The 23,732-nt window shown below is 65.4% G+C and carries 24 protein-coding genes and 3 pseudogenes; 9 read left to right on the top strand and 18 right to left on the bottom strand.

Translation table 11 applies throughout. From position 1 onward, the window contains the following. Nucleotides 1-92: 92 nt before the first annotated feature. Genes G6N50_RS28605 through G6N50_RS28590 form a run of 5 tightly spaced genes read right to left on the bottom strand, consistent with a single transcriptional unit; the run spans nt 93 to nt 2,510 of the window. Nucleotides 93-1,094, bottom strand: a complete 1,002-nt coding sequence (locus tag G6N50_RS28605; protein ID WP_163650919.1) for an AAA family ATPase — start codon at nt 1,092-1,094, stop codon at nt 93-95. Further along, the gene (locus G6N50_RS28600; protein ID WP_142275413.1) at nt 1,091-1,660 is read right to left on the bottom strand and encodes a hypothetical protein; all 570 of its coding nucleotides are present in this window, start codon (nt 1,658-1,660) and stop codon (nt 1,091-1,093) included. The genes G6N50_RS28605 and G6N50_RS28600 overlap by 4 nt, the downstream gene beginning before the upstream one ends. Further along, complete coding sequence (locus tag G6N50_RS28595; protein ID WP_083092779.1) at nt 1,657-1,974, bottom strand: DUF2742 domain-containing protein; 318 nt, start codon at nt 1,972-1,974, stop codon at nt 1,657-1,659. Before G6N50_RS28595 ends, G6N50_RS28600 begins: the two co-directional genes overlap by 4 nt. Further along, nucleotides 1,971-2,198 carry a DUF6011 domain-containing protein gene (locus G6N50_RS30205; RefSeq protein WP_372509946.1) on the bottom strand — a complete coding sequence of 76 codons (228 nt, stop codon included), beginning with the start codon at nt 2,196-2,198 and terminating at the stop codon, nt 1,971-1,973. The genes G6N50_RS28595 and G6N50_RS30205 overlap by 4 nt, the downstream gene beginning before the upstream one ends. 54 nt (nt 2,199-2,252) lie before the next feature. Next, nucleotides 2,253-2,510: a helix-turn-helix transcriptional regulator gene (locus G6N50_RS28590; RefSeq protein WP_083092781.1), complete on the bottom strand. Its 258-nt coding sequence runs from the start codon at nt 2,508-2,510 to the stop codon at nt 2,253-2,255. 99 nt (nt 2,511-2,609) lie between these two features. Between G6N50_RS28590 and G6N50_RS28585 the strand changes: the two genes are divergently transcribed. Continuing rightward, nucleotides 2,610-3,347: a hypothetical protein gene (locus G6N50_RS28585; RefSeq protein ID WP_083092782.1), complete on the top strand. Its 738-nt coding sequence runs from the start codon at nt 2,610-2,612 to the stop codon at nt 3,345-3,347. Then, nucleotides 3,334-4,454, top strand: a pseudogene (locus G6N50_RS28580) (tyrosine-type recombinase/integrase); the annotation flags it as partial. The gene G6N50_RS28585 and the pseudogene G6N50_RS28580, both read left to right, overlap by 14 nt. 80 nt (nt 4,455-4,534) lie before the next feature. On the opposite strand, the gene nrdF reads toward G6N50_RS28580, so the two are convergent. After that, nucleotides 4,535-5,509, bottom strand: a complete 975-nt coding sequence (gene nrdF / locus G6N50_RS28575) for a class 1b ribonucleoside-diphosphate reductase subunit beta (protein ID WP_179970078.1) — start codon at nt 5,507-5,509, stop codon at nt 4,535-4,537. Between the two features lie 261 nt (nt 5,510-5,770). Between nrdF and G6N50_RS28570 the strand changes: the two genes are divergently transcribed. Both G6N50_RS28570 and G6N50_RS28565 read left to right on the top strand, forming a co-directional pair. Next, complete coding sequence (locus G6N50_RS28570; protein WP_083092784.1) at nt 5,771-6,217, top strand: SRPBCC family protein; 447 nt, start codon at nt 5,771-5,773, stop codon at nt 6,215-6,217. After that, a pseudogene (locus G6N50_RS28565) lies at nt 6,201-6,745 on the top strand (TetR/AcrR family transcriptional regulator). The gene G6N50_RS28570 and the pseudogene G6N50_RS28565 overlap by 17 nt, the downstream one beginning before the upstream one ends. A gap of 15 nt (nt 6,746-6,760) precedes the next feature. On the opposite strand, the gene G6N50_RS28560 reads toward G6N50_RS28565, so the two are convergent. The 6 genes and pseudogenes from G6N50_RS28560 to G6N50_RS28535 form a co-directional block, all read right to left on the bottom strand. Then, nucleotides 6,761-8,302, bottom strand: coding sequence for a flavin-containing monooxygenase (locus G6N50_RS28560; protein ID WP_083092787.1), 1,542 nt, complete (start codon nt 8,300-8,302; stop codon nt 6,761-6,763). 153 nt (nt 8,303-8,455) lie between these two features. Beyond that, a complete protein-coding gene (locus G6N50_RS28555; protein ID WP_142275414.1) occupies nt 8,456-9,184 on the bottom strand; it encodes a TetR/AcrR family transcriptional regulator in 729 nt (242 codons plus the stop codon). 61 nt (nt 9,185-9,245) lie between these two features. Beyond that, nucleotides 9,246-11,411, bottom strand: a pseudogene (gene nrdE / locus G6N50_RS28550) (class 1b ribonucleoside-diphosphate reductase subunit alpha). Next, nucleotides 11,381-11,824, bottom strand: coding sequence for a class Ib ribonucleoside-diphosphate reductase assembly flavoprotein NrdI (gene nrdI / locus G6N50_RS28545; protein ID WP_083092790.1), 444 nt, complete (start codon nt 11,822-11,824; stop codon nt 11,381-11,383). The pseudogene nrdE and the gene nrdI overlap by 31 nt, the downstream one beginning before the upstream one ends. A gap of 141 nt (nt 11,825-11,965) precedes the next feature. Further along, a complete protein-coding gene (locus G6N50_RS28540; RefSeq protein ID WP_064952259.1) occupies nt 11,966-12,205 on the bottom strand; it encodes a redoxin NrdH in 240 nt (79 codons plus the stop codon). 503 nt (nt 12,206-12,708) lie between these two features. Next, nucleotides 12,709-13,296 carry an NAD(P)H-dependent oxidoreductase gene (locus tag G6N50_RS28535; RefSeq protein ID WP_083092792.1) on the bottom strand — a complete coding sequence of 196 codons (588 nt, stop codon included), beginning with the start codon at nt 13,294-13,296 and terminating at the stop codon, nt 12,709-12,711. A gap of 59 nt (nt 13,297-13,355) precedes the next feature. On the opposite strand from G6N50_RS28535, the gene G6N50_RS28530 reads away from it, so the two are divergent. Both G6N50_RS28530 and G6N50_RS28525 read left to right on the top strand, forming a co-directional pair. Further along, the gene (locus G6N50_RS28530) at nt 13,356-13,964 is read left to right on the top strand and encodes a TetR/AcrR family transcriptional regulator (protein ID WP_083092794.1); all 609 of its coding nucleotides are present in this window, start codon (nt 13,356-13,358) and stop codon (nt 13,962-13,964) included. Continuing rightward, complete coding sequence (locus G6N50_RS28525; protein WP_083092796.1) at nt 13,961-14,998, top strand: DNA polymerase IV; 1,038 nt, start codon at nt 13,961-13,963, stop codon at nt 14,996-14,998. The genes G6N50_RS28530 and G6N50_RS28525 overlap by 4 nt, the downstream gene beginning before the upstream one ends. Here G6N50_RS28525 and G6N50_RS28520 read toward each other — a convergent pair. Both G6N50_RS28520 and G6N50_RS28515 read right to left on the bottom strand, forming a co-directional pair. Then, nucleotides 14,933-15,862 carry an SDR family oxidoreductase gene (locus tag G6N50_RS28520; RefSeq protein ID WP_083092797.1) on the bottom strand — a complete coding sequence of 310 codons (930 nt, stop codon included), beginning with the start codon at nt 15,860-15,862 and terminating at the stop codon, nt 14,933-14,935. The two genes, G6N50_RS28525 and G6N50_RS28520, sit on opposite strands and share 66 nt — an antisense overlap. A 31-nt stretch (nt 15,863-15,893) precedes the next feature. Then, nucleotides 15,894-16,529 (bottom strand): TetR/AcrR family transcriptional regulator, encoded by a 636-nt coding sequence (locus tag G6N50_RS28515; protein ID WP_083092799.1) that lies wholly within the window; start codon nt 16,527-16,529, stop codon nt 15,894-15,896. Between the two features lie 114 nt (nt 16,530-16,643). Here G6N50_RS28515 and G6N50_RS28510 point away from each other — a divergent pair, with 114 nt between their 5' ends. Beyond that, nucleotides 16,644-18,122, top strand: coding sequence for a cytochrome P450 (locus G6N50_RS28510; RefSeq protein WP_083092801.1), 1,479 nt, complete (start codon nt 16,644-16,646; stop codon nt 18,120-18,122). Between the two features lie 89 nt (nt 18,123-18,211). On the opposite strand, the gene G6N50_RS28505 is transcribed toward G6N50_RS28510, so the two are convergent. Next, entirely contained in the window at nt 18,212-18,712 is a 501-nt protein-coding gene (locus G6N50_RS28505) for a 2-isopropylmalate synthase (RefSeq protein WP_083092803.1), read from the bottom strand. 333 nt (nt 18,713-19,045) lie between these two features. Here G6N50_RS28505 and G6N50_RS28500 point away from each other — a divergent pair, with 333 nt between their 5' ends. Both G6N50_RS28500 and G6N50_RS28495 read left to right on the top strand, forming a co-directional pair. After that, entirely contained in the window at nt 19,046-19,231 is a 186-nt protein-coding gene (locus tag G6N50_RS28500) for a hypothetical protein (protein WP_068270574.1), read from the top strand. Nucleotides 19,232-19,629: 398 nt separating this feature from the next. Beyond that, nucleotides 19,630-19,848, top strand: a complete 219-nt coding sequence (locus tag G6N50_RS28495; protein WP_142275415.1) for a hypothetical protein — start codon at nt 19,630-19,632, stop codon at nt 19,846-19,848. A 70-nt stretch (nt 19,849-19,918) separates the two neighbouring features. Here G6N50_RS28495 and G6N50_RS28490 read toward each other — a convergent pair whose 3' ends face one another. The 3 genes from G6N50_RS28490 to G6N50_RS28480 form a co-directional block, all read right to left on the bottom strand. Beyond that, nucleotides 19,919-20,911, bottom strand: a complete 993-nt coding sequence (locus G6N50_RS28490; protein WP_083092804.1) for a sensor histidine kinase — start codon at nt 20,909-20,911, stop codon at nt 19,919-19,921. A 141-nt stretch (nt 20,912-21,052) separates the two neighbouring features. Next, nucleotides 21,053-22,510, bottom strand: a complete 1,458-nt coding sequence (locus G6N50_RS28485) for a FadR/GntR family transcriptional regulator (RefSeq protein WP_083092806.1) — start codon at nt 22,508-22,510, stop codon at nt 21,053-21,055. Between the two features lie 20 nt (nt 22,511-22,530). Further along, nucleotides 22,531-23,724, bottom strand: a complete 1,194-nt coding sequence (locus G6N50_RS28480) for a thiolase family protein (RefSeq protein ID WP_083092808.1) — start codon at nt 23,722-23,724, stop codon at nt 22,531-22,533. Nucleotides 23,725-23,732: the final 8 nt, after the last annotated feature.

The raw sequence follows: 23,732 nt of genomic DNA, 5'->3' as shown, positions 1-23,732 counted from the left end.
ACGTGGTTCCACCTCCGGGTCTATAGACCCGGAGGGTGGTGCAACCAGTTCCACCTCCGGGTGAAACCAGGTGAAACTAGGTGGAACCAAAGTCATTTCGTGGCCACCTTGTAAAAGGGGCGCTTATCGGTGCCTTCGTTGATGATTTCGCCGCGTTCTTGCAGGTCAGACAATGCGCGATAGAACGTCGACTTCAGCATTTCGCAGCCCTCGAACAGCTGAGAGGTGTACGCCCCGCGGTCACCGAAGTGAGACCTGAAGTGAGACAAGAGCTTGTCTGCGCGGTCGGGGGTGGTTCCAGCCCTTGAGACCCCGATAATGACGCTGCCAGTGCCCTCTACCGCCTCTAATTTCAGCCGGTGGATGTCGACCTCTGGACCGTCTTTTCGCTTCTCGCGGTCCAGCACTATGACCGCTCCGTCGAGGGTGACGGAGTAGACGGTATCGGCGCCGGCCTCGAAAGCTGACGAGCCGCGAAAAGTCTTGCCGTCTTTCCCGGTGTGGTGAACGCCTTGAATGACACCTCGGCCGCCGGGCGTGTGCTGGCGTAACCGGTGGAGCGCATCGACGACTAGGCCGCAATCCTTGGCGGAGTTCTCATCGGCGCCGACCATGCACCGAGCCAGCGTGTCGAGGATGACATAGGAGAAGCCACCCCAGTCGATCAGAGCGGACAGGTTGGCGACGTCAGCTGCGTTGATGAGATTCACTGGCCGCGGCAGGATGTCGAGGCTGCCATCTGGGATCTTGGTGTTCCAGCCTGTCTCCCACGCGGCAAGGCGCCCCTTGAGTCCGTAAGCGCCTTCGGCGGCGACGTACAGGACGCGACGTTGTTCGGTAACGCGCCCCTGCCATGGCCGATTTGTTGCGACGCTGGACGCCCAGTCCAGGGCAATGAAGGACTTACCCGAGCCCCAGGGCCCGTAGAGCAAAGCGACGGTGCCCTGGTCGAGCACGTTGTCGATTAGGGGTTCGGGGTCGGGCAAAGCAAGCAGTGCTGAGCGAGTGAGTAGCCGGTCAGCGAGCACGGGTGTCTTGCCGTCGTCGGGCGGTGCGTCGACGACGATGCCGTTAACTCGGGGTGTGGTCGTCACGATGCCGCACCCCGAGTTGTCTTCGCCGGCACATCGCGCGGTCCGACACGCCGCCAGGCGGACTCGATCGTGGCGTGAATCTCACGGGCTTCCAGGCCGACCGCGGTAGCAATACGTTCCAGCTCGGCACGGGCGGGTGCCTCGTTGGCGTGCTGAGCTTTGACGAACTCGAAAACGTTGCATGCAACGGCGAGCAGCGTGTGGTTGCGGACGCCTTCGCGAGCGTTGGCAAGGCGCTCAAGTTCTTTACGGATAGCCGCGGCGACGTAAGCCGGATTCGTCCCCGGGGCTGCTATGTGGTGCGCCGGTGTTTTCCCTGATGTCAATATAGTCCCGTCGCGCTCGGCGCGAATCCGGTCGGCTCGGCGTTTGGTCGGTCCGTCGGACAGCGCGTAGATCTCAGGATCGACGGCGGCCGCCCGGGCGAGGTTCTCAACAAAGTTTTCAGTCCACGGGAAGTCAGACCAATCCCTTGCGCCCGTCCCCGAGTGGTGCATTCCGCCGGAGTGCGAGCACACAATGACCCAGCCACAATGAGGGCAGTTAACGTCCGCCTCGAGGTTCACGCGACCCCCTGGCGAGGGATGCGGCGCGAACTGCCGCGCTGGCGAATCTCATTGGCGATGGCAGACCAGTCAGCCGCTGATGCGACAGCGCGACTGGCCTGCGCGTGGGCCGCCTGGGCAACCTCCTTGCGGAGCACGTGATGCTCGCCGTCAATCGCGAGGGCAAGCAACTTTCGCGGATCGCCATCTGACATTGCGCACCATTCGGGGGTGCCAGCCCACGGCAGTGGTCCGACATTGGCCTGGGCCAGAACCGCTTCGAGGAATTGATGTGTTTCAGACCAGGAGACCTGCTGGGAGGCTGAGACGCTCATGCTCCCGCCGCCTCAACACGGCTGTGTCGCCAGCAAATTGGGCCACTCGATCGAGCGACCGACAGCGGCGCGCACAATGGCCGGCGACACCGGCTGCATCGCACGGTAGAATCGGCGATGGTTGTTGTGGCGTGGTAGCTGCGAAAACTGTTGGTCGGCTTTCGGTTCTCCGGGGGCCGATCTTCTTTTATCGGAGCGGTGGCTGTCAGGCCAGGTGGGCTCATGTTTGTCTTCCAAGTCTTCTGCGTGGCCTGGGTTGGACGGTTCGTGATCCGGGCTTAGCTGGCGGCAGCTCCGCGGGGCTCGTCGGCGCGCTGCTGGCCCCGGACGGTTGGATCGTCGGTGCGGCTACGGGTCCGCGACTCGACCCACTTCTCGACGTCACTCCATCGGTAGCGGACCTGGCGGCCGGTGACCTTCACAAACTCCGGTCCAGAGCCCATGTAGCGCATTTGCGCCGCTTGACCTCGGGTTAGGCCCGCGTACTCGCAGAACTCATCCACTGTCGCCAGTCGGCGGACACCGGTGTCGGGCATGTGCAACTCCTCAGCTCTTGTAAATCCGACTGCTGTAATTATCTGAGCATGAGCCAGTGGACTTGTCAACTCTTGTATTCACAACTACTGTGATTCACCATGACAGCGGCAGAGGGGCCGGTCCCAACGGTCGCGGAGGTGCTGGGGCGCACGGCTAAGGCGCTACGCGGCGATCGGAAGGTGGAGCTGGTGGCGCACGCAGCGAAATCGGCCGGGCTGAATTGGGGAACTGGCCGCATTGCTGACCTTGAGGCGGGGCGCGTAAGCCCCACTCTGCCAACGCTTTACGCTCTTTGCGTCGCTTTCGGGATTCTCCTTGATCGTCCCCTGACATTGGCTGACCTGTTTGCGGGCGACGGCCGAGTCAGGATTACAGCGGATGGCGCCACTATGGAACTCAGCGAGCTGCGCGACATGCTGGCAGGGCAGCCGGTCGACTACGGCCCCCACCAAATCCTCAGCAGACTCGTGTTCGCGGGCGCGACGGCCGCTGCCGAGCAATTCGACGTCGCCGCCGGAGAGGCGTTCTCCGCCGCCGGGGTTGAAATGCCCGACCTCGTTAGACGCACGGGGCTGCATCAGCACCCCGTGCCGCAAATTGTGAGACAGAATTTGCTCGAAGCGGATTACCGTATGTTGCGCAGTCTGGGCCTGAAGCTTGACGAGGACGGCGTCCTCGATGAGGCGGTTCGCGCGATGGCCGACCGGTGGGGCCGTTCATTCACCGCCGAGAGAGACCGCCGAGCCGGCCCTGACGCAAACGCGCAAAAGCGTGGCCGAATCTCACGTGAGCTGAAAGCCGAACTGCAGGAGGCGATTAATCGTGGCGACGATTAGCAGATATCAAACCTCCGACGGCGCAACGCGTTACCGCGTCCGTTACCGGACGCCGGATCAGCGGCAAACCGATAAGCGTGGTTTTGCGACCAAGAAAGCTGCCGAGGCGTTCGCCGCATCCGTCGAGGTATCGAAGCTGCGGGGCGAGTACGTGGCCCCTCGGGACGCTCGTGTGACGCTGGGTGAGTTAGGGCCGGCGTGGCTGGACCGTCAACGTGGTCACCTCAAACCGTCTGGCTATGCCGTGATGGAAACGACCTGGCGGTTGCACTTGCAGCCTCGATGGGGGCGTGTCGCCCTCGGTGACATTAAGCCGACCGGGGTGCAGAAGTGGATTTCGGACTTGGGCCGCGGTGCGGCTGACGTGAAACCGCTCGGTGCCAGTGCCGTCAAGCGAGCGCACTACGTCCTGTCGAGAATCTTGGCCGACGCGGTTCGCGACCGGTTGATCGTGGTCAATCCGGCCGCAGGGATCGCGCTGCCGCGCCCAAGCCGGAAACGGCCGGTCTACCTGACGCATGAGCAGGTGGCTGCGCTAGCAGCCGCGTCAGGCGACTACGAGGGCCTCGTGTTGTTCTTGGCCTATACCGGGTTGCGGTGGGGCGAAGGCGTCGGCCTGCGGGTCCGCGATCTGGACCTGCTCCGCAAGCGGGCCACGATCGCGGAGAACGCCGTGCAGTCGGGCAGGCGGATATTTGTGGGCACTCCGAAGGCTCACAAACAGCGCACCGTGCCGCTTCCGGCGTTTCTGCTGCCGCATCTGGCCCGTCAGTGCGAACGGAAGGACCGAGACGACCTGTTGTGGTCCAGCGACGACGGCGTCCACTTGAGGCGGCCTCATCCGGTGTCGGGGTGGTTCGCGAAAGCGGTTGCTCAATCGAAGGTGCCGCGTGTGACTCCGCATGATTTGAGGCATGTCGCGGCCAGTCTTGCCGTGAGCGCCGGAGCCAACGTGAAGGCGGTACAAAGATGCTCGGGCACGCCTCCGCAGCGATGACGCTAGACATCTATGCCGATCTGTTCGACGACGATCTAGAGGCGGTTGCGACCGCGTTGGATCAGGCTCGCTCTCGCGAAAGTGTGGGCAAAATGTGGGCACGGGGCGGGCACGGGCTGCCAGCCAAGGCGAGCGATGGGACGCTGCCGCCGGAGTGCCCGGCCACCGATTTATCCGCTGACCTGCGAAATCAGAAGTCCCAGTCCTCGTCTTCGGTGATTACGGCCTTGCCGATCACGTACGACGACCCCGAGCCGGAGAAGAAGTCGTGGTTCTCGTCGGCGTTGGGTGACAGCGCGGACAGGATGGCCGGGTTGACGTCGGTCTCGTCGCGTGGGAACAGCGCCTCGTAGCCGAGGTTCATCAGCGCCTTGTTGGCGTTGTAGCGCAGAAACTTCTTGACGTCTTCGGTCAGCCCGACCTCGTCGTAGAGGTCCTGGGTGTACTCCACCTCGTTGTCGTAAAGCTCGAAGAGCAGCTCGTAGGTGTAGTCCTTGAGCTCCTGCTTGCGTGCGTCGTCGACGAGGGCCAGGCCGCGCTGGTATTTGTAGCCGATGTAGTAACCGTGCACGGCCTCGTCGCGGATGATCAGCCGGATCATGTCCGCGGTGTTGGTCAGCTTGGCCCGGCTCGACCAGTACATCGGCAGGTAGAAGCCGGAGTAGAACAGGAAGCTTTCCAGCAGCGTGGAGGCCACTTTGCGCTTGAGCGGCTCGTCGCCCTTGTAGTACTGCATGACGATCTCGGCCTTGCGCTGCAGGTTGGGGTTCTCCTCCGACCAGCGGAAGGCGTCGTCGATCTCGGCCGTCGAACACAGCGTGGAGAAGATGTTGCTGTAGCTGCGCGCGTGCACCGACTCCATGAAGGCGATGTTGGTGTAAACCGCTTCCTCGTGCGGCGTCAGCGCGTCGGGGATCAGGCTGACCGCGCCGACCGTGCCCTGGATGGTGTCCAGCAGCGTCAGGCCGGTGAACACCCGCATGGTCAGCTGCTTCTCCCCGGGCGTCAGGGTTGCCCACGACGGGAGGTCGTTGGACACCGGCACCTTCTCGGGCAGCCAGAAGTTGCCGGTCAGCCGGTCCCACACCTCGGCGTCTTTTTCGTCTTGCAGCCGGTTCCAGTTGATCGCCGAGACGCGGTCGATCAGCTTCATGTTGTCGGTCACCAGAACCCCACTTCACACACCGTTTCGCCGGATTGATCTCAGGCTCCAGACACTACCCCTGGGGTGCGACAACCCAGCGGAACACAAGAACTTGTGTTTGCGTGTCGTGCACACCTGTCGGGTCACCTCCAGTATGAGCTCCGCGGCGCGGGCGGTGTGGCCGGATTTGCTGCGAATCAGCGCCGGCCGGATGCGCGCACCGGCGCGATCGACGCGTCCAGCCGCTGTTCACCACGCGGCTAATCATGTACCATTTGGTACATGATTAGCGAAGACAGTGTCGAGATCGACGCACCGCCCCGACTCGTCTGGGAGGTCTTCACCGACGTCGAGCACTGGCCCGACTGGACCGCGTCGGTGACCTCCCTGACCGGGCTGGACGGGCCCGGGCTCGCCGTCGGCAGACGGTTCGCGATCAAGCAGCCCGGCATGTCGAAGCTGGTGTGGAGGGTCACCGACATCGAGCCGGGTGCGTCCTGGACCTGGGTGCAAATCTCTCCCGGGGCGCGGGTGACCGCTCGCCACGATGTCGTCGCACGGCCAGGCGGCCGCACGCTGGTGCGCCAGCAACTCGGCCAGCGCGGTGTGCTGGGCGCCCTCGCGGGGCGGCTGATGGCCAAGAAGACCAAGCGCTTCCTGCAACTCGAGGCCCAGGGCCTCAAGGCCAGATCCGAACAGCTCAGCCGCGCCAATGGCACGCACTCCTGACACCGAGCGTCGCCGGCAACTGCTCGATGCGCTCATCGCCGAGTTCGCCACCGGCGGCATCGGCGACCGGTCGCTGCGCGAAGTGGCCGCCGCGGTCGGCACCAGCCACCGGATGCTGTTGCACCACTTCGGCTCTCGAGAAGATCTGCTCGTGGCGATCGTTGAGGAGGTCGAGCGCCGACAGATGGGGCTGCTGGCCGAATTGCCGGCCGATCCGGCCGGCAGCTTCGCGGCGATGTGGGCCGACCTTCGTCGACCCGAATTGCGCGAATCCGAGCGGCTGTTCTTCGAGTGCTACGCCCGCGCCGTCCAGGGCGAAAAGCCTTTTGCCCGAATGGTTCCCGGCGCCGTCACCGGCTGGTTGGCCGAAGTCGACGCGATCGCCGAGGACCGGTCGAACCCGCCCTGGCGCGACTGGGACTGGCCGTCGCCCGCGGCCTGCTGCTGGATCTGGTGGCCACCGACGACGACGCCGGTGTGGACGCCGCCGCGCAGGCCTTCGCCGAACTCCTCAGGCGTCAGCGATGATTCGCGCGCCCGACGTCAGGAGGCGGCCGCGGCCTCGCCCATGTTCATACCGTAGAACTGGTATTCCTCCGGCTTGACTGAGCGGGTCGCCCGCCAGTACTCCCAGGTGTAGCCGCCCCAGAGCACGGTGTTCTTGCCGTGCTCGTCCAGATACCAGCTGCTGCAGCCGCCGCTGTTCCACACCGACGGTCCCAGCCGGCGCTGCAGCTCGTCGTTGAACTTGTCCTGGGCGGCGCGGGTCGGCGCCAGCGCCTGTGCGCCCAGCCTGTCGCAGGTCGCGATCGCGTCTGCGACGTAATGGATCTGGGATTCGATCATGAACACCACCGAGTTGTGTCCCAGCCCGGTGTTGGGGCCCAGCAGGAAGAACAGGTTGGGTACGTCGGCGACGGTGATCCCGCGGTGCGCGCCGATGCCCTCGCGGTTCCAGCGGTCCACCAGGTCCTCGCCGTGCAGTCCCTTGATCTGGACGTAGGTGTAGGAGTCGGTGACGTGGAAGCCGGTGGCATACACGATCACGTCGGCCGGCCGGTGGGTGCCGTCGGCGGTGACGATGCCGTCGGCGGTGATTCGCGCGATGTGGTCGGTGACCAGTTCGGTCTTCGGGTCGGCAACCGCGCCATAGTAAGTGGAGGAGTTCAGGATTCGCTTGCACCCGATGCGGTAGTTCGGGATCAGCTTGCGCCGCAGCTCCCGGTCCTTGACCGACCGGCGAATGTTGTATTTGCAGTAGGCCTCGATGAACTTGAGCAGGTTCGGCCGCTTGGTCATGCCGAAGGCCAGCGCTTCCTGCCCCCAGTAGATCGCGAGACGGACCAGCGCGCGCAGGCCGGGCACGTTCTCCATGGCCCCGCGCACCGCTGGCGGGATCTCGGGGTTGGAGCGCGGGACCACCCACGGCGGAGTGCGTTGGTAGAGCTGAAGTTCGGCGACCTGACCGACGATCTCCGGCACGATCTGGATCGCGCTGGCGCCGGTCCCGATCACCGCCACCCGCTTGCCGGTCAGGTCAACGCTGTGATCCCACTCCGCGGAGTGGAAAGCGGCGCCACGGAATTCGTCGCGACCCTCGATGTCGGGCATGGACGGGATGTGCAGGGCGCCGGCACCCGAGATCAAGAACTGCGCGACGTATTCGCGTCCGTCGGTGGTGAACACGTGCCAGCGGTTCTCGTCGTCGTCCCAGTGGGCGCGGTCGACCAGCGAGTTGAACTCGATGTAGCGACGCAGCCCGTATTTCTCGGTGACTCCTTTGAGGTAGTCCCAGATCTCGGGCTGGAAAGAGAACGGGTTCTTCCAGTCGGGCTTGGGCTCGAACGAGAACGAGTAGAGGTGCGACGGGATGTCGCAGGCGCACCCGGGGTAGCTGTTGTCCCGCCAGGTGCCGCCGATGTCGCCGGCCTTTTCCAGGATGACGAAGCCGATGCCCCGCTTCTGCAGCTCGATGGCCATCCCCAGACCGGAGAACCCGGTCCCGATGATGACGGCGCGTGTGTGCACGGGTTTCGAGGCGTTGGCCCCCGGGATGGTCTCGGTTTGTGTCACGACGTCGGTCACGGTCGATCGGTCTTTCTCTCCAGGCCTGTTTTGGTCGGCTTTAGCCGGCGTCTTCGCTACGGCCCCCGGCTGACGCAGAATACCCGGTACCCAGGGTATCGGATTGGACGAGTGTTATCGATGGCCGCGGTGGTTGTCAACGCCGCAGCTCGCTCAGCTCGCGGCCGAGTCACCGGCCACCATGTCGTGAACCGGCAGGTCAGGGTTCATCCTGATGCCCAGCGCCTCGGCGGTGCCGACGATGACACCCATCATGATGGTGGTCAGGTGCGCGACGAATTGCTCGCGCGTCATCAGGCGCGGGCTGTCCGGCTCGGGACCCAGCCACCACTCGGTGGCCGACGCGGCGCAGCCGAAGGCCGCGTGCCCGGCCAGTTCGACCGCCGCGTGGTCGAGCTCCATCTCGCGCAGCTCGTTGTCGAACATGTCGGCCACGGCCAGGGTGATTCCGCGTCCCTCGTCGAGGATCTGGGGGCTGGCCGCCGACCGGCCCTGGATGAACACGCGCAGCACGTTGGGGTGCTTGTCGACCAGGACCACGTACTCCTCGACGCTGCGCCGGATCACCTCGCGGGCCGAGTCGGTTTTCAGGTCGATGGACGGGAAGATCGCCGCCCACAGCATGTCGCGCAGACGCTCCCCGATCGCCTGGAACAGGTCGGACTTGTCGTGAAAATGCCGGTAGATCTTCGGTTTGGCGGTGCCGGCCTCCTCGGCGATCTCCCGCACGGACAGCTCGGGCCCGAGGCGATCGATCGCGCGGAAGGCCGCGTCGACGATTTCGTTGCGCACTTTCTTGCGGTGCTCGCGCCAGCGTTCGCTGCGCGCGTCAACCTTGGCCCCAGGCTTGACGCTGGGGTGGGGTCGGGTAATTCTCACCACATCAAGCACCATACCGCGCTGCAGCGCTGACCTGGGCAGACTGGCCGATCAGCCCGAGGTTCTACAGCATGCAGGACACGCAGCCCTCGACCTCTGTTCCCTCCAAGGCCATCTGGCGCAGCCGGATGTAGTACAGCGTCTTGATTCCCTTGCGCCAGGCGTAGATCTGCGCCTTGTTCACCTCGCGGGTGGTGGCGGTGTCCTTGAAGAACAACGTCAGGCTCAGCCCCTGGTCCACGTGCTGGGTGGCCGCGGCGTAGGTGTCGATGATCTTCTCGTAGCCGATCTCGTAGGCGTCCTGGTAGTACTCCAGGTTGTCGTTGGTCAGATAGGGCGCCGGGTAGTAGACGCGGCCGATCTTGCCTTCCTTGCGGATCTCGATCTTGCTCGCCACCGGGTGGATCGAGCTGGTCGAGTGGTTGATGTAGCTGATCGACCCCGTCGGCGGGACGGCCTGCAGGTTCTGGTTGTAGATGCCGTGCTGCTGCACCGACTCCTTGAGCCGTCGCCAATCCTCTTGCGTCGGAATGCGGATGCCCGCCTCGACGAAGAGCTCCCGGACCCGCGGGGTGGCCGGCTCCCACACCTGCTCGGTGTACTTGTCGAAGAATTCACCCGAGGCGTACTTCGACTTCTCGAAGCCGCCGAACTTCGAACCCGCTCGATCGCGATGCGATTCGACGCGCGCAGCGCGTGGTAGAGCACGGTGTAGAAGTAGATGTTGGTGAAGTCGACGCCCTCTTCGGAGCCGTAGAGAATGCGCTCGCGGGCCAGGTAGCCGTGCAGATTCATCTGACCGAGCCCGATCGCGTGGGACTCGTTGTTGCCCTGCTCGATTGAGGGCACCGACCAGATGTGCGTCTGATCGCTCACCGCCGTCAGCGCGCGGATCGCGACCTCGATGGTCTGCGCGAAGTCGGGCGAGTCCATCGTCTTGGCGATGTTCAGCGATCCCAGGTTGCACGAAATGTCCTTGCCCACTTTGGCATACGACAGGTCGTCGTTGAACACCGACGGCGTGGACACCTGCAGAATCTCCGAGCACAGGTTCGAGTGGGTGATCTTGCCGTCGATCGGGTTGGCCCGGTTCACCGTGTCCTCGAACATGATGTAGGGGTAACCGGACTCGAACTGCAGCTCGGCCAGCGTCTGGAAGAACTCCCGTGCCTTGATCTTGGTCTTGCGGATGCGGGCGTCGTCGACCATCTCGTAGTACTTCTCGGTCACCGAGATGTCGGCGAACGGCAGACCGTAGACCCGCTCGACGTCATACGGCGAGAACAGGTACATGTCCTCGTTCTTCTTGGCCAGCTCGAAGGTGATGTCGGGGATCACCACACCCAGGCTCAGCGTCTTGATGCGGATCTTCTCGTCGGCGTTCTCGCGCTTGGTGTCCAGGAACCGATAGATGTCCGGGTGATGCGCGTGCAGGTACACCGCGCCCGCGCCCTGACGGGCCCCGAGCTGGTTGGCGTAGGAGAACGAGTCCTCGAGCAGCTTCATGATCGGGATGACACCCGAGGATTGGTTTTCGATGTTCTTGATCGGGGCGCCGTGCTCGCGAATGTTGCTGAGCAGCAACGCAACTCCCCCCGCCGCGCTTGGACAGCTGCAGCGCGGAGTTGATCGACCGCCCGATCGACTCCATGTTGTCCTCGATGCGCAGCAAAAAAGCAGCTCACCGGTTCGCCGCGCTGCTTCTTGCCCGAGTTCAGGAACGTCGGGGTGGCCGGCTGGAAGCGGCCGTCGATGATCTCGTCGACGAGCTTCTCGGCCAGGATGGTGTCGCCGGCGGCCAGCGTCAGCGCCACCATGACCACGCGGTCTTCGAAGCGCTCCAGGTAACGCTTCCCGTCGAACGTCTTCAGCGTGTAGGAGGTGTAGTACTTGAACGCGCCCAAAACGTCGGGAACCGGAACTTCTTGGCGTAGGCGCGGTCCAGCAGCGTCTTGACGAAGTTACGGCTGTACTGGTCGAGAACCTCACGCTCGTAATAGTTCTCCTTGATCAGGTAGTCGAGCTTTTCGTCCTGATTGTGGAAGAACACCGTGTTCTGGTTGACGTGCTGCAGGAAGTACTGATGCGCGGCCTCGCGGTCCTTGTCGAACTGAATCTTGCCGTCCGCGTCGTACAGGTTCAGCATCGCGTTGAGCGCGTGATAATCCGTCTCCCCCGGCAATGCGTGGGCTCCGGTGGTTACAGGCTCTGCAGCGACGGTTGGTGACACGTCTGTTCCTTCCAGAAATCGGCTAAGCCCGCGCGGACGGCATCCACGTCGTCCTGGGTTCCCATTAGTTCGAAGCGGTAGAGGTACGGGACGCCGCACTTGCGCGAGATCACGTTGCCCGCGTAGGCGAATTCGGCGCCGAAGTTGTTGTTGCCCGCGGCGATGACGCCGCGGATCAACGACCGGTTGTGCTCATTGTTCAAAAAGGCGATGACCTGCTTGGGCACGTAGCCGCCGGCGTTGAGGTCGGGAGTGGCCCGGCCGCCGCCGTAGGTGGGCAGGACGAGGACGTAGGGCTGGTCTACCTCGATGCGGTCATGCAGTGGTATCCGCGTGGCGGGGATCCCCAGCTTCTCCACGAAGCGGTGGGTGTTCTCCGAGACCGAGGAGAAATAGACCAGTGACGATCGCAAACGCGGCCGCGGCGATCGCGAGTCCGGCGTAGCCGGATGAAGCGGGTCGCCGCCATCAAGTCTAGCCGGGCCAAGCGGGTCGTCACCCGTCCAATCTGGGTTGCGCGACTGCACCGCAACCTCCTTACCTAACGTCTTGCCTTACGCGCTCAGTTCCGCCGTGGACAGCGCCTTGATGCGGTCGGGCCGGAAACCCGACCAGTGGTCGTTGCCCGCCACCACCACGGGTGCCTGCAGGTATCCCAGGGCCATCACGTAGTCACGCGCCTCGGCGTCCAGCGAGATGTCGACCTTCTCGTAGGCGATGCCCTGCTTGTCCAGCGCCTTGTAGGTCGCGCTGCACTGCACACATGCCGGCTTGGTGTACACGGTGATGCTCATAGAATGCCGCTCCTTTGCGGAAGAGGGGGACCCAATGGACTGGCAACTACTTTTGACTGCGTCTTTGCTATGTTCAGCGATCCGTCAGGCTCCCTGATTCCCGTCGTGCGGCGGTCAAGGTCGAACGACCTGTGGGTGCCGATTTCGGGGGGTTCACCGAGCCTGGCTGGCTTGGTGGTCCTGGGATCTGCCGGTGCTCGAAACACTACACCTAGTGGCTGACAAGATGTCGAGATACAAGATGTTCTGAATAACAATTTTGAAATTCCCTGGTCGTGAGCCCTGTCGCGAAAAATCTGAACACCCGCTCGGCGTGTCGCAAGTCACACGCCGAGGCGTGGGCGCCTCTGTGCATCTATATATCAGCGACCACCGACATGACCCCCGAGGACGACGGGCCCGGCCGCCGCTAGCAAAGCCGCCAGACGAAGCTGGCGGCTTTGGCTATTCGGTTGTGGCAACCTCGCTGGTCGCCCGGCGAGCGGCTTGTCGACTTCCGCCAATCAGCCGACTTCGGCCGCCAGCTTGCCCACCACATCACGCACGTTCCCGGACAGCTCGGCGTGCTCGGCAGGCGCCTTGCCCTCCAGGGTTTTGAACGGCACCGACAGTTTGATCGACTCCACGACCCGCGCGCCGGCAATGCCGAAGGACTTGCGGGTGTCGTCGTGCGCCCAGACCCCGCCGTACTGGCCGAAGGATCCCCCGATGACCGCCAGTGGCTTGCCCTTCAGCGCGCCGTCGCCGAACGGGCGGGACAGCCAGTCGATCGCGTTCTTGATGACGGCCGGGTAGCTGCCGTTGTATTCGGGGGTGACCACCAGGGCGGCGTCGGCGTCGGCCGCCGCGGCGCGCAGCGCGGCCACCGGGGCCAGCGGTGGCGCGCCGATGTTCATCACGCCGTCGATCTCCTCGTTGTAGAACGGCAGTTCACCGAGCCCCTCGAAGATCGTGACGGTCACGTCGTCGGCGGCGACCGCCCTTGCCAACTCGGCGATCTGGCGGTTGATCGACGCCGCCCGCAGACTTCCCACGAACGCCAAAATTTTGATTGCCACTGGTCGGAGTTTCCCTTCGATCGTTGTGTACATCTTCGCACGATCTAACCGGACTATAGTCCGATTAATTCCGGCAGCGTTAAAGTGCAGGGGTGAGCGAGCGGACCGGTGAGTTGCATGTGTTCGCCCCCCGGGTGGTGCACCAGGAACGGGGCGACGCGGCACGCAACCGCGCCCTGCTCCTCCAGGCAGCCCGGAACCTGGTCGCCGAGCGCGGCGCCGACGCCGTCACCACCGACGACATCGCCGCCGCCGCCGGAGTCGGCAAAGGCACGCTGTTCCGCCGCTTCGGCAGCCGGGCCGGCCTGATGATGGTGCTGCTCGACGAGGACGAACGGGCCGTTCAGCAGGCGTTCCTGTTCGGCCCGCCGCCGCTGGGCCCCGGCGCACCGCCGACCGATCGGCTGATCGCTTTCGGCCGGGAGCGGATCCGCTTCGCCCACTACCATTGCGAACTGCTATCCGCGGCCAACCGCGACCCGCAGAACCGGCACAACGCACCGGCCATGGTGCTGCGCACGCACGTGCGGGTGCTGCTCAAGGCGGCCGAGTCCACCGGCGACCTCGATGCCCAGACGGACGCGTTGCTCGCGCTGCTCGACGTCGACTATGTCGAGCATCAACTGGCCGAGGGCGGCCACACGCTGGCGACCCTGGGCGACGCGTGGGAGAGCCTGGCGCGCAAGCTCTGCGGGCGGTGACCGCCACGAACTGGATCCTGCACGTCGACCTCGATCAGTTCCTGGCGTCGGTCGAGTTGCGCCGGCACCCCGAATTGGCCGGGCTGCCAGTCATTGTCGGCGGTAATGGCGATCCGAATGAACCGCGCAAGGTCGTCACCTGCGCCTCCTACGAGGCCCGGGAATTCGGGGTGCGGGCGGGCATGCCGCTGCGCGCCGCCGCCCGCCGCTGCCCCGAGGCGACCTTCCTCCCCTCGGACCCCGCGGCCTACGATGCGGCGTCCGATCAGGTGATGGGTGTGCTGCGCGACCTGGGGCACCCGGTCGAAGTGTGGGGCTGGGACGAGGCCTATGTCGCGGTGACAGCGCAGGACCCGAGCGAGGTCGCACAGCAGATCCGCGCCGTCATTTCCTCGGAGACCGGGCTGTCCTGCTCGGTCGGCATCAGCGACAACAAGCAGCGCGCCAAGGTCGCCACCGGCTTCGCGAAACCGGGCGGCATATTCGTGCTCACCGATACGAACTGGATGCCGCTGATGGCCGACCGTCCGGTCGACGCGCTCTGGAGTGTGGGCCCCAAGACGGCGAAAAAGCTTGCGAATCTTGACATTACGACGGTGTGGCAACTGGCCCACTGCGACGCGGAGCTGCTCACGGCCACCTTCGGCCCGCGCACCGGGCTGTGCCTGCTGCTGTTGGCCAAGGGCGGCGGCGACAGCCAGGTCAGCGCCGAGCCGTGGGTGCCACGCTCCCGCAGCCACGTCGTCACCTTTCCGCGCGACCTCACCGACCGATCCGAGATAGACACCGCCGTAACGGATTTGGCCGAACAGGCGCTGGCCGATGTGCTGGCGGCGAGCCGAGTCGTGACCCGGGTGGCGGTCACCGTACGAACGGCGACCTTCTACACGCGCACCAAGATCCGCAAGCTCGACGCGCCCAGCACCGATCGCGACGTCATCGTGGCCGCGGCCCTTCGTGTTCTCGATCTATTCGAGCTCGACCGGCCGGCCCGGCTGCTCGGGGTGCGCCTCGAGCTGGCCATGCCGGACTAGCGGCGGGGCGGGCCGCAGCGCGCGGGTGAAGATGACGTTCACCTGGCGCATCGCCACGCTATAAGGCCACCAAGCAAGCCTTTTGAACGCGTACAACGCGCGGATGTCGGCCGAGGTGTAGATCAGGTATCTGTTCTTGGCCACCCCGGCCAAAATCTTGTCGGCGGCCTTTTCCGGCGACACGGCATGGCCGGCGAACCGCCTCACCCACCGCGCGACGTCGGGGTCCTCGCGGTCCACGCCGGCGATCTCCACCGTGTTCACCAGCGGGGTGTTCACCGCGCCGGGCACCACGACCGACACCCCGATGCGGTGGCGGGCCAGGTCGAAGCGCAGCACCTCGGACAGGCCACGCAATCCGTACTTGCTGGCGCTGTAGGCGGCATGCCACGGCAGGGCGACCAGCCCGGCCGCGGAGGACACGTTGACCAGATGGCCGCCGCGTTTGGCCGCCACCATCGGCGGGACGAAGGTCTCGATGACGTGGATCGGTCCCATCAGATTGATGGCGATCATCTTGCTCCACTGCTCGTGGGTGAGCCGGTCGACCGTGCCCCAGGCCGATACGCCGGCGATGTTCAGGACGAGGTCCATGCTCGGGTGTGCGGCGTGGACGTCGGCGGCGAACGCGGCCACCTGGTCATAGTCGGCGATGTCCAGCGCCCGGTGTTCGGGGACCTGTGCGCCCAGCGCGCGCGCGTCGGCCACGGTCAGTTCGAGACCCTCGCGGTCGCGGTCGGTCAGATAGAGCTCGGCGCCCTGTGCGGCCAGTCGCAGCGCCGTGGCGCGGCCGATGCCGCTCGCCGCGCCGGTGACAAGGCACCGCTTTCCCGCGAAAGACCGCCCGGGTCCCCTCTGCGCCATGGCGGAGACGATACCGGCGGTAACGCCGCGCCTAGGGACGGCCGGCCCACAGCGCGTGCAGCCACAACCGCTCGAGCACGCGCACCCGTCGGTCCCGGTCGCTTTCGCGCCCGGTCAGGATCGGGTCGCCGGTCAAAACCAGCGCGGTGGTGCCGGCCAGGGTGCGGATCAGCGTCGGCAGGTCGTCACTGATCGGACTCGCGGTCCCGGCCTTCATCTCGGCCTCCACAATCCCGACGATCTGGCCCAGCACCACCTCGAACTGCTGATCCAGCAAATCGCGGATCTCGACGTCGGTGTTGCGCGCCTCGTTGCAGGCGGTCACGACCGGGTCGTTGTGCGCATAGACGGCCGCGGCGCTGCCGACCATCCGCTTGGCGAACTGCTCGGGCGATTCGCCGGCCTGCCGGGGCGCGAAGTACTCGGTGAGTTCTTCGAGTTCCTCGGCGGCCTCGGCCATGAGTTGTGCCAGCACCGCGTATTTGGAGTCGAAGTAGAAGTAGAAGCCGGATCGGGCCACCCCGGCCCGCAGGCTGATGGTGCTGACCGACAGTTCCGCGAAGGGCTTTTCCTGCAGCAGTTCGCGCACCGCCTGCACGATCGCCTGGCGTTGCTTGTCGCCACGCCGTCGTGCGCCCGGCTCCGGAGCGGCGGGTTGGCTGGTCACTCCCTGACCTTGCACCACGCCGCGCAAAAAGCAAACTTGACAGCCGTCAAGTTTTTCGGCGAAGGTTATAAATTCAGTGACGGCCGTCACGGGAGGGCACGCAAAGGAGCGTTTATGACCGCCACCATCAGCACCCCGCATTACCTGCTGGATCAGGCGCGGCGCCGGTTCACCCCGACGCTGCAGACCATCCCGGGAATGGGGGCGATCGAGAAGCGCCTGCTCGCCCACGAGTGGGAGACCAAAGTCCTGGCGGAACCGCCGGCCGGCAGCGACCTCAAACCCGTGTTGGGCGATGCCGGACTGCCGATCCTGGGCCACATCATCGAGCTGTTCCGCGGCGGCCCGGACTATGCGTTGCACCTCTATCGAAACCACGGCCCGCTGATCTACCTGGATTCGCCGATCATGCCCGCGGTCACCGCGCTGGGCCCGGACGCCACCCAGGCCGTGTTCTCCAACCGGAACAAGGATTTCTCGCAGAAGGGCTGGCACCCGGTGATCGGGCCGTTCTTCAACCGCGGCCTGATGATGCTCGACTTCGACGAGCACATGTATCACCGCCGGATCATGCAGGAGGCCTTCACCCGCAGCCGGCTGACCGGCTACGTCGAGCACATCGATCGGGTCGCCACCGACATCGTCGCCAACTGGCCGACCAACGATGCGCGCTTCCTGTTCCACCCGGCGATGAAGGAGCTCACCCTGGACGTCGCGTCCCTGGTGTTCATGGGGCACGAGCCGGGGTCCGACCACGACCTGGTCACCAAGGTCAATCAGGCGTTCACCACGACGACGCGCGCCGGCGGCGCGATCATCCGGCAGCCGATACCGCCGTTCAAGTGGTGGCGCGGCCTGCGGGCCCGCAAGTTGCTCGAGGACTACTTCATCGAGCGGGTCAAGGACCGCCGCAACGCCACCGGCAACGACATGCTCACGGTGCTGTGCCACACCGAGGATGACGACGGCAACAGCTTCACCGACGAGGACATCGTCAACCACATGATCTTCTTGATGATGGCCGCGCACGACACGTCCACCTCGACGACCACCACGATGGTCTACAACATGGCGGCCAACCCGGAGTGGCAGGAGCGGGCGCGCGAGGAATCGGCCCGGCTCGGCGACGGACCGCTGGACATCGAATCGCTGGAGAAGCTGGAAACGCTCGAGCTGATCATGAACGAGTCACTGCGCATGGTGACACCGCTGCCGTTCAACATGCGGATGGCGGTGCGCGACACCGAGCTGCTGGGCCACTACATCCCGGCCGGAACCAACATCACCATCTGGCCCGGCATGAACCATCGGCTATGCGAATTGTGGACGGAGCCAGACAAATTCGACCCCGAGCGGTTCGCCGAACCGCGCTCGGAGCACAAGAAGCACCGGTATGCGTTCGCGCCGTTCGGCGGTGGTGCGCACAAGTGCATCGGCATGGTGTTCGGTCAGCTGGAGGTCAAGACGGTCGTGCACCGGCTGCTGCGGCGCTACCGCCTCGAACTGGCCCGGCCGGGCTACCAGCCGCACTGGGACTACGGCGGCATGCCGATTCCGATGGACGGCATGCCGATCGTGTTGCGCCCCCTGTAGGCCGGGCCCAACGACGGCCGCGCGTCGCCGAAATCGACGCCAGCGCCATCGGCACTCGAACTTCTTCGCGCTGCCGCTATTTCGGCGCGTCAGGCGAACAGCCGATTGGCGCAGGCGATCACCGCGCGCAGCGCCGACTGCGTCGGATCGTCCGACCAGCCCATCGCCCACTCGGCGCGGGCGCCGTCGCCGCCGCGGACGAAAGTGGCTATGCCCGTTGCCGATCGCATCTGGTGGAACTCCACGATCTCGACGGTGATCCCCCGCTCGTGCAGCATCGCGGTCAGGGCCGCGATCGGTCCACCGGCGGCAGCGGTGGCGGTGCTGATGCAATCGCCCACGGCGATCACGGCCCGGAAGTCGCGGGCCTGCAAGCCCAGTCGGGTCGCGGCGCGATCTTCGTCGGTGCACTCCCAATGGCCTAATCGCAGCGGTCCGGCGTTACGCCCGTAGGCCGCGACGAAGCCCTCCCAGGACGTGGCAGCGGCCTGCTCCCGCAGACCGCGGGGGAGCGAGACGCCGAAGCGGTCGCCGAACCACACACTGGCGGGCTCGAAATTTTCGGGCTGATTGCGCTCGGGAAGAGCCATGGTGCCGGTCTTTTCTGGTCAGCAGGAGCGACCGACGGCAGTAGCTTCCGACCCACAGCGGGGGGTCGGTCAGGATCAGACCCCGCTGCGGGTGCTAGCTACTACGCCACGCTCGCAAAGACGCACGGGCGTTGACGCTAGACCCCCGGACACGATTTCTGCAACTGCCGCGGGCCCACGCCTCACAGCCCTGAGCGGCACCAACGGACCGTACAAAAAAATACAGAAATTAATCCTAAAAGTTTGGTTTACATGTGTGCAACAGGGGGTATGAAGGGAACCGGCAGTCAATTAGACGGCTGTTCAACTACCCCTCACATGGAAGGCTCGATCATGAAGGCGAAGAGCACCAAGAAAACCCTTAAAGCTGCCGCAGCGGCCCTCGGGGTGGCCGCGGTGTTAGCAGTACCCGGGTGTGCGACGACGGTCACCGGGGGCGCCGGAGGCTCGGGCCTCATCGGCGGGAGCGGCGGCGGCGTCGGCACCATCGGTGGCGTCCTCGGCAGCCTCGGCCTTTAAGCCGATTACACAAGCGACCCGCTAGGATTTTTGTTCCCGGCGGGACGCTATTTCCTAGCACGCTTCCCCAAATCCGGCACACCCGGATGATGGAAGTAAGCCAAACTCGATTCGGCCCGGATTGAGCGTCGTGATAGCCATTTATTAATGGCGCTTTGTCGATGCTTATTGCGATTTAACGGCACCTCCCCAAGGCGAGAGATTCTTCGCTTCCGCGCGCACTCGATCATCGAATAGCGTTGTCGTGGTATGTGATTGACGCGCGCACAAACCCATCAACGGCACGTTAACTAAAATCTAACTGGGTCTTTACGTGTGTCTAATAGACGTTATAACATCCGATTTGTCGGCCGGTTCACGTGCCGGGGCTAATGCCCTCCAGATGAAAGGATGGGATTATGAATTCAACGAGGACAAAGAAGGTCCTTAAAGCTACCGCGGCCGCTGCGGGATTTGTCATGGTGTTGTTCGCGCCGACCGGTTGCCTGGTGACGGGGACCACCGGGGCAACCACCGGCGGCACGCTGGGCGGCACCACGGGCGGCACCACGGGCGGCACCATCGGCGGCACGGTGGGCGGAGTCGTGGGCGGCATCACCGGGGCGCTGGGCCTGTAACCCCGACAACGAGCGACCCGCCCAGACCTGTGGTCTCGGCGGGTCGCTGGTTTCTTTCGGCCGCCTCGTCTTACCCGGCCGGCCCTGGGGCCTGCTCGAACCGCAGGTATGCCTGAATCGTCGTACCGGTACGGGTGGTATGGGTGCGCACCAAGTCCGAGATGGCGTTGACCAGGTACAGGCCGCGACTCGCGGGGCCACACGGGCCCGGGTCCAGCCGGCCCACCATCGGGTCGTCGAATTGTCCGGTGTCGCGCGCCTCGCAGACCAGATGCCCGTCGTCTTGCCAGAAGGCCAATCGGCAGGCACCACCGGTGTACATCAGGCTGTTGGTGGCCAGTTCGGTGGCGACCAGCTGCAGATCCTCGATGCTTTCCTGGGACAGCCCCATCCAGCCCGCGTAGTCGACGGCAAAGGACCGCGCCGGCCGCAGGTCCGCAGACCGGCGAACCATGTAGGTGACGGCCCCGGGGCTGGCGGCCAACGGGCGGTTACAACGTTCCAGGACGTCGATGGGGGCGTAATCCGAGCTGCGCTGCAGCGCACCGCATTCCCACAGCAGCGGATGTGTCGCGCGCGCGTCGGCCAGGACGGCCGCGTCGAGCTGGCTCTCGTCATACAGGCACAGGCTGGTCGCCGGGTAGGCGTCCATGGCCTCGTTGACCAGGGCCTCGTGCTCGATGCAGGCGACGAATTCCTCCTCGGTGCGGCCGGGCCACGCGAGTTGGCTGACGATTCGCACGCGCCGATCGGGGTGCTCGTCGATGAACGCACCCTCCATCGCCATGAACCGGGTCGGGTTGCGGGCGATCTCGGTGATGTCCACCATGCGCAGGTCACCGGGCAGGTCATCGCGGGCGGACAGCTTGTCGTGCAGCAACGCCATCGTCTGGGGCGGCACGGCAACCAGCACCGCCTCGGCCCGCTCCAAGCCGTCGCCGACGAAGCGGTCTACCAAGTCCAAAAATTCCTGATGAGAGTGGTAAATCAGAGCGGAGTGGACGAAACCGTATTGTCTGGTTTCGTTACCCACCGTCACTTCAGCGCTCTCGCTTTCGATCACTTACGCCAACCCCCTGCTGAGTCGGCTGTCGCCTTCCCTCCCTTCCAGTACCCAAGACGGGCCTTCGCTATACCGCGCCACGGATCACATTTGGATTCACCTCATTTGGTGGGGCCCATCGGGTGGTCGCCGGTCGCCGGTCTAAAGCCACCACGAGGCGGCCGCGTCGAGATGACGGCGGAGGCGATAACAGGCGACGCTCTCGTCGGCGGCCCCGACCGCTTCGACGATCCGCAGGTGAGCGTGGTGCACGGCCAGCACGTCCGACCATGTCGGCAGCGCCTGCCCGGTGCTCGACCAGTGCCGGCGAAACAGCTCGACGATGATGCGAAGGAAGAGATCCAGCAGCGCGTTTCCGGCGAGCTGCGCCAAGCCGACGTGGAAGTCGAACTCCTCCGCCATGGCCCGCCGAACATCGTCGGGTGTTTGTCGGGAGTCGTCCGGCAGCCCGGCCCCGTGGTGGGCCAGGAAGGCCGCAACCTCGGATTCGCCGAGCCGCTTGACGACCTTGGCGACGTTGTCGATCTCGATGGCATCGCGGACGCATCGCAGGTCTTCGCGGCTCGGCTCGCGGTATTGCAGGTACAGGGCGATCGTGTCGATGCTGGCCTGTGCCGCGGGTTGGGCGACGACGAGCCCGCCGCCGGGTCCGCGGCGCATGTGCGCAACCGAGTGGTATTCGAGCAGCCGCACCGCTTCGCGAAGCACCGCGCGGCTCACCCGGTAGCGCTCCAGCAGGGCCGCCTCGGTGCCGAACACCGAACCCACGTGCCAGCCGCTGGCGGCGATGTCGTCACCGATGGTGGCGGCCAGCATTTCGGCCAGTTTGCCCCGGGGCGCCTCGGAATCGAGCCGCCGACGCGACTTGCGCCCCCGCCTTCCGTCGCCCGCGTGATGCTGCTGCAGCCAGCCGGTCACCGCCTCGACGTGTCGCTCCGACAGGTTCTTGGCCCTCGCCGAATCGCCGGCCGTGACGGCCGCGACGATCTCGGAGTGGTGGGCATGCAGATGGTCGACCGCCTCGATGGCCTCGGTCGCCGAATCCGTTCGCGACGCCAGGGCGTAGCGGGTGGTGAGCCGCATCAGAACGTTGATAAACAGTTGCAGCACCGGGTTTTTGGATTGCTCGGCGAGCGCGATGTGGAACTCGTCGCGCGGGGCCGGCAAACCGGGCTTCCACTGCTCCTCGGCGTGCAACACCGCCCGCAGCCGCGCGATGCCGGCCTCGTCGATGCGCTCGGCGGCGAGCGAGGCCGCCAGCGGCTCGAGCACCAGGCGCGCGTTAAGCAGGTCGTCCAGCGTCGTGCCCAGGTATTCGAGATAGATGACGACGGCCCGGGTGGCGGGCCCCGCGTCCGGCTCGCAGATGTACAGCCCCCCGTTGGGGCCGCGGCGCATCCGCGCGACCTGATGGTGCTCGACCAGGCGAACGGCCTCGCGCAGCACCGACCGGCTCACCCCGAAGCGCTGCTGCAGAGCTTGTTCCGATCCCAGCGATTGATCCACCGCCCAGCCGCGGCGGACGATATCGGCCTCGATGTCCCGGGCGAGGATCGACGCGAGTTTGTCCGCCTGGCCGGTCTTCGGATCCTCGGTCATCCGGGCTCGATCGCTCTCGATCAACAGGTCAGCAGCATGCACCCCGCGACGGGCCCACCGCCGACGGAGACGACCCCGACCTCAGGGCGACGCGATACCTGCCGCTCCCCCGCGTCACCGCGCAATTGCAGACACCCTTCGTGCAGCGCCCAGTAGCCGTGCATGCGCCCGGCCGAAAGTTGGCCGCCGTAGGTGTTCAGCGGCAGCTGCCCGTCGCGGGCGATCCGCGCCCCGCCCTCGACGAACGGGCCGGCCTCGCCGTCGCCGCAGACCCCGAGCGCTTCCAGCCACGCCAGGGTGAGATAGGTGAATCCGTCGTACAACTCGGCGAGCTGGAGGTCGGCGGGCTTCAGTTCCGTGCGCGACCACATCTGCGCCGCCGCATCCGACATCGCCATCTTCGGATAGTCCGCACGGTGAAACCAGCCGCCGGCGCCGTCGGACCCGCCGATCGCCTCCACCTTCACCGCGCGGTGTGGACAGTCCGCGGCGTACTCGGCGTGCGACACCACCACCGCGATCGAGCCGTCGATCGGGACGTCGCAGTCCAGCAGCCCGAGCGGGGTGGATACCAGCCGCGCGCCCAGGTAATCGGCCATCGTCATCGGATCCCGGTACACCGCAAGAAGATTCAGCGCCGCGTTGCGCCTGCCGTTGAGCGCTATCCAGCCCAGCTGTTCCTTGGTGGTCCCGTACAGCTCCATGTGGCGGCGGCAGTTGAGCGCCAGCCAGTTGGCGGCCGAGTAGGCGTGCGCCGCAACCAGATCGTTGACGTCGTCCATTGCGCCGACGGCGGGCTTCGGCTCGCCTTCGGGCGTCTCGAACATCCGCGCCAGCGGCGGGGCGGGCGCGTTTTCCTCCTGCTTGACCGGGACCGTGCCGCCCAGCATTTGTATCGTCCGGTACACCACCACGTGGCGGGCGCGGCGTTCGGCGACCGCGCGGCATGCCGACATCACCGGCGAAAGCAAGCCGCCGGTGCCGAAGCCCGACCCGCAGTCCGCGGCGTCGATGCGCAGCTGGGCGTTGACGTCCGCCGCCGGTGTGTCACCCAGCGTGGCGATGCCGTCGATGTCGGTGGCGGCCAGTCCGGCGTCCTCGATGGCGGCGCGCACCGCCTCCATGGTCAGCTCCAGGCCCGGGATGCCGGTGCGACGGCCGATCCGCGAGATCCCGATGCCGGACAAGATCGCGTCTTTTTCGAAATGCGTCATGCACACCG

This window comes from Mycobacterium mantenii, assembly GCF_010731775.1.
Lineage (GTDB): Bacteria > Actinomycetota > Actinomycetes > Mycobacteriales > Mycobacteriaceae > Mycobacterium > Mycobacterium mantenii.
Note: the sequence above shows the minus strand (reverse complement) of the source record. Positions and strands in the feature narration are given on the sequence as shown.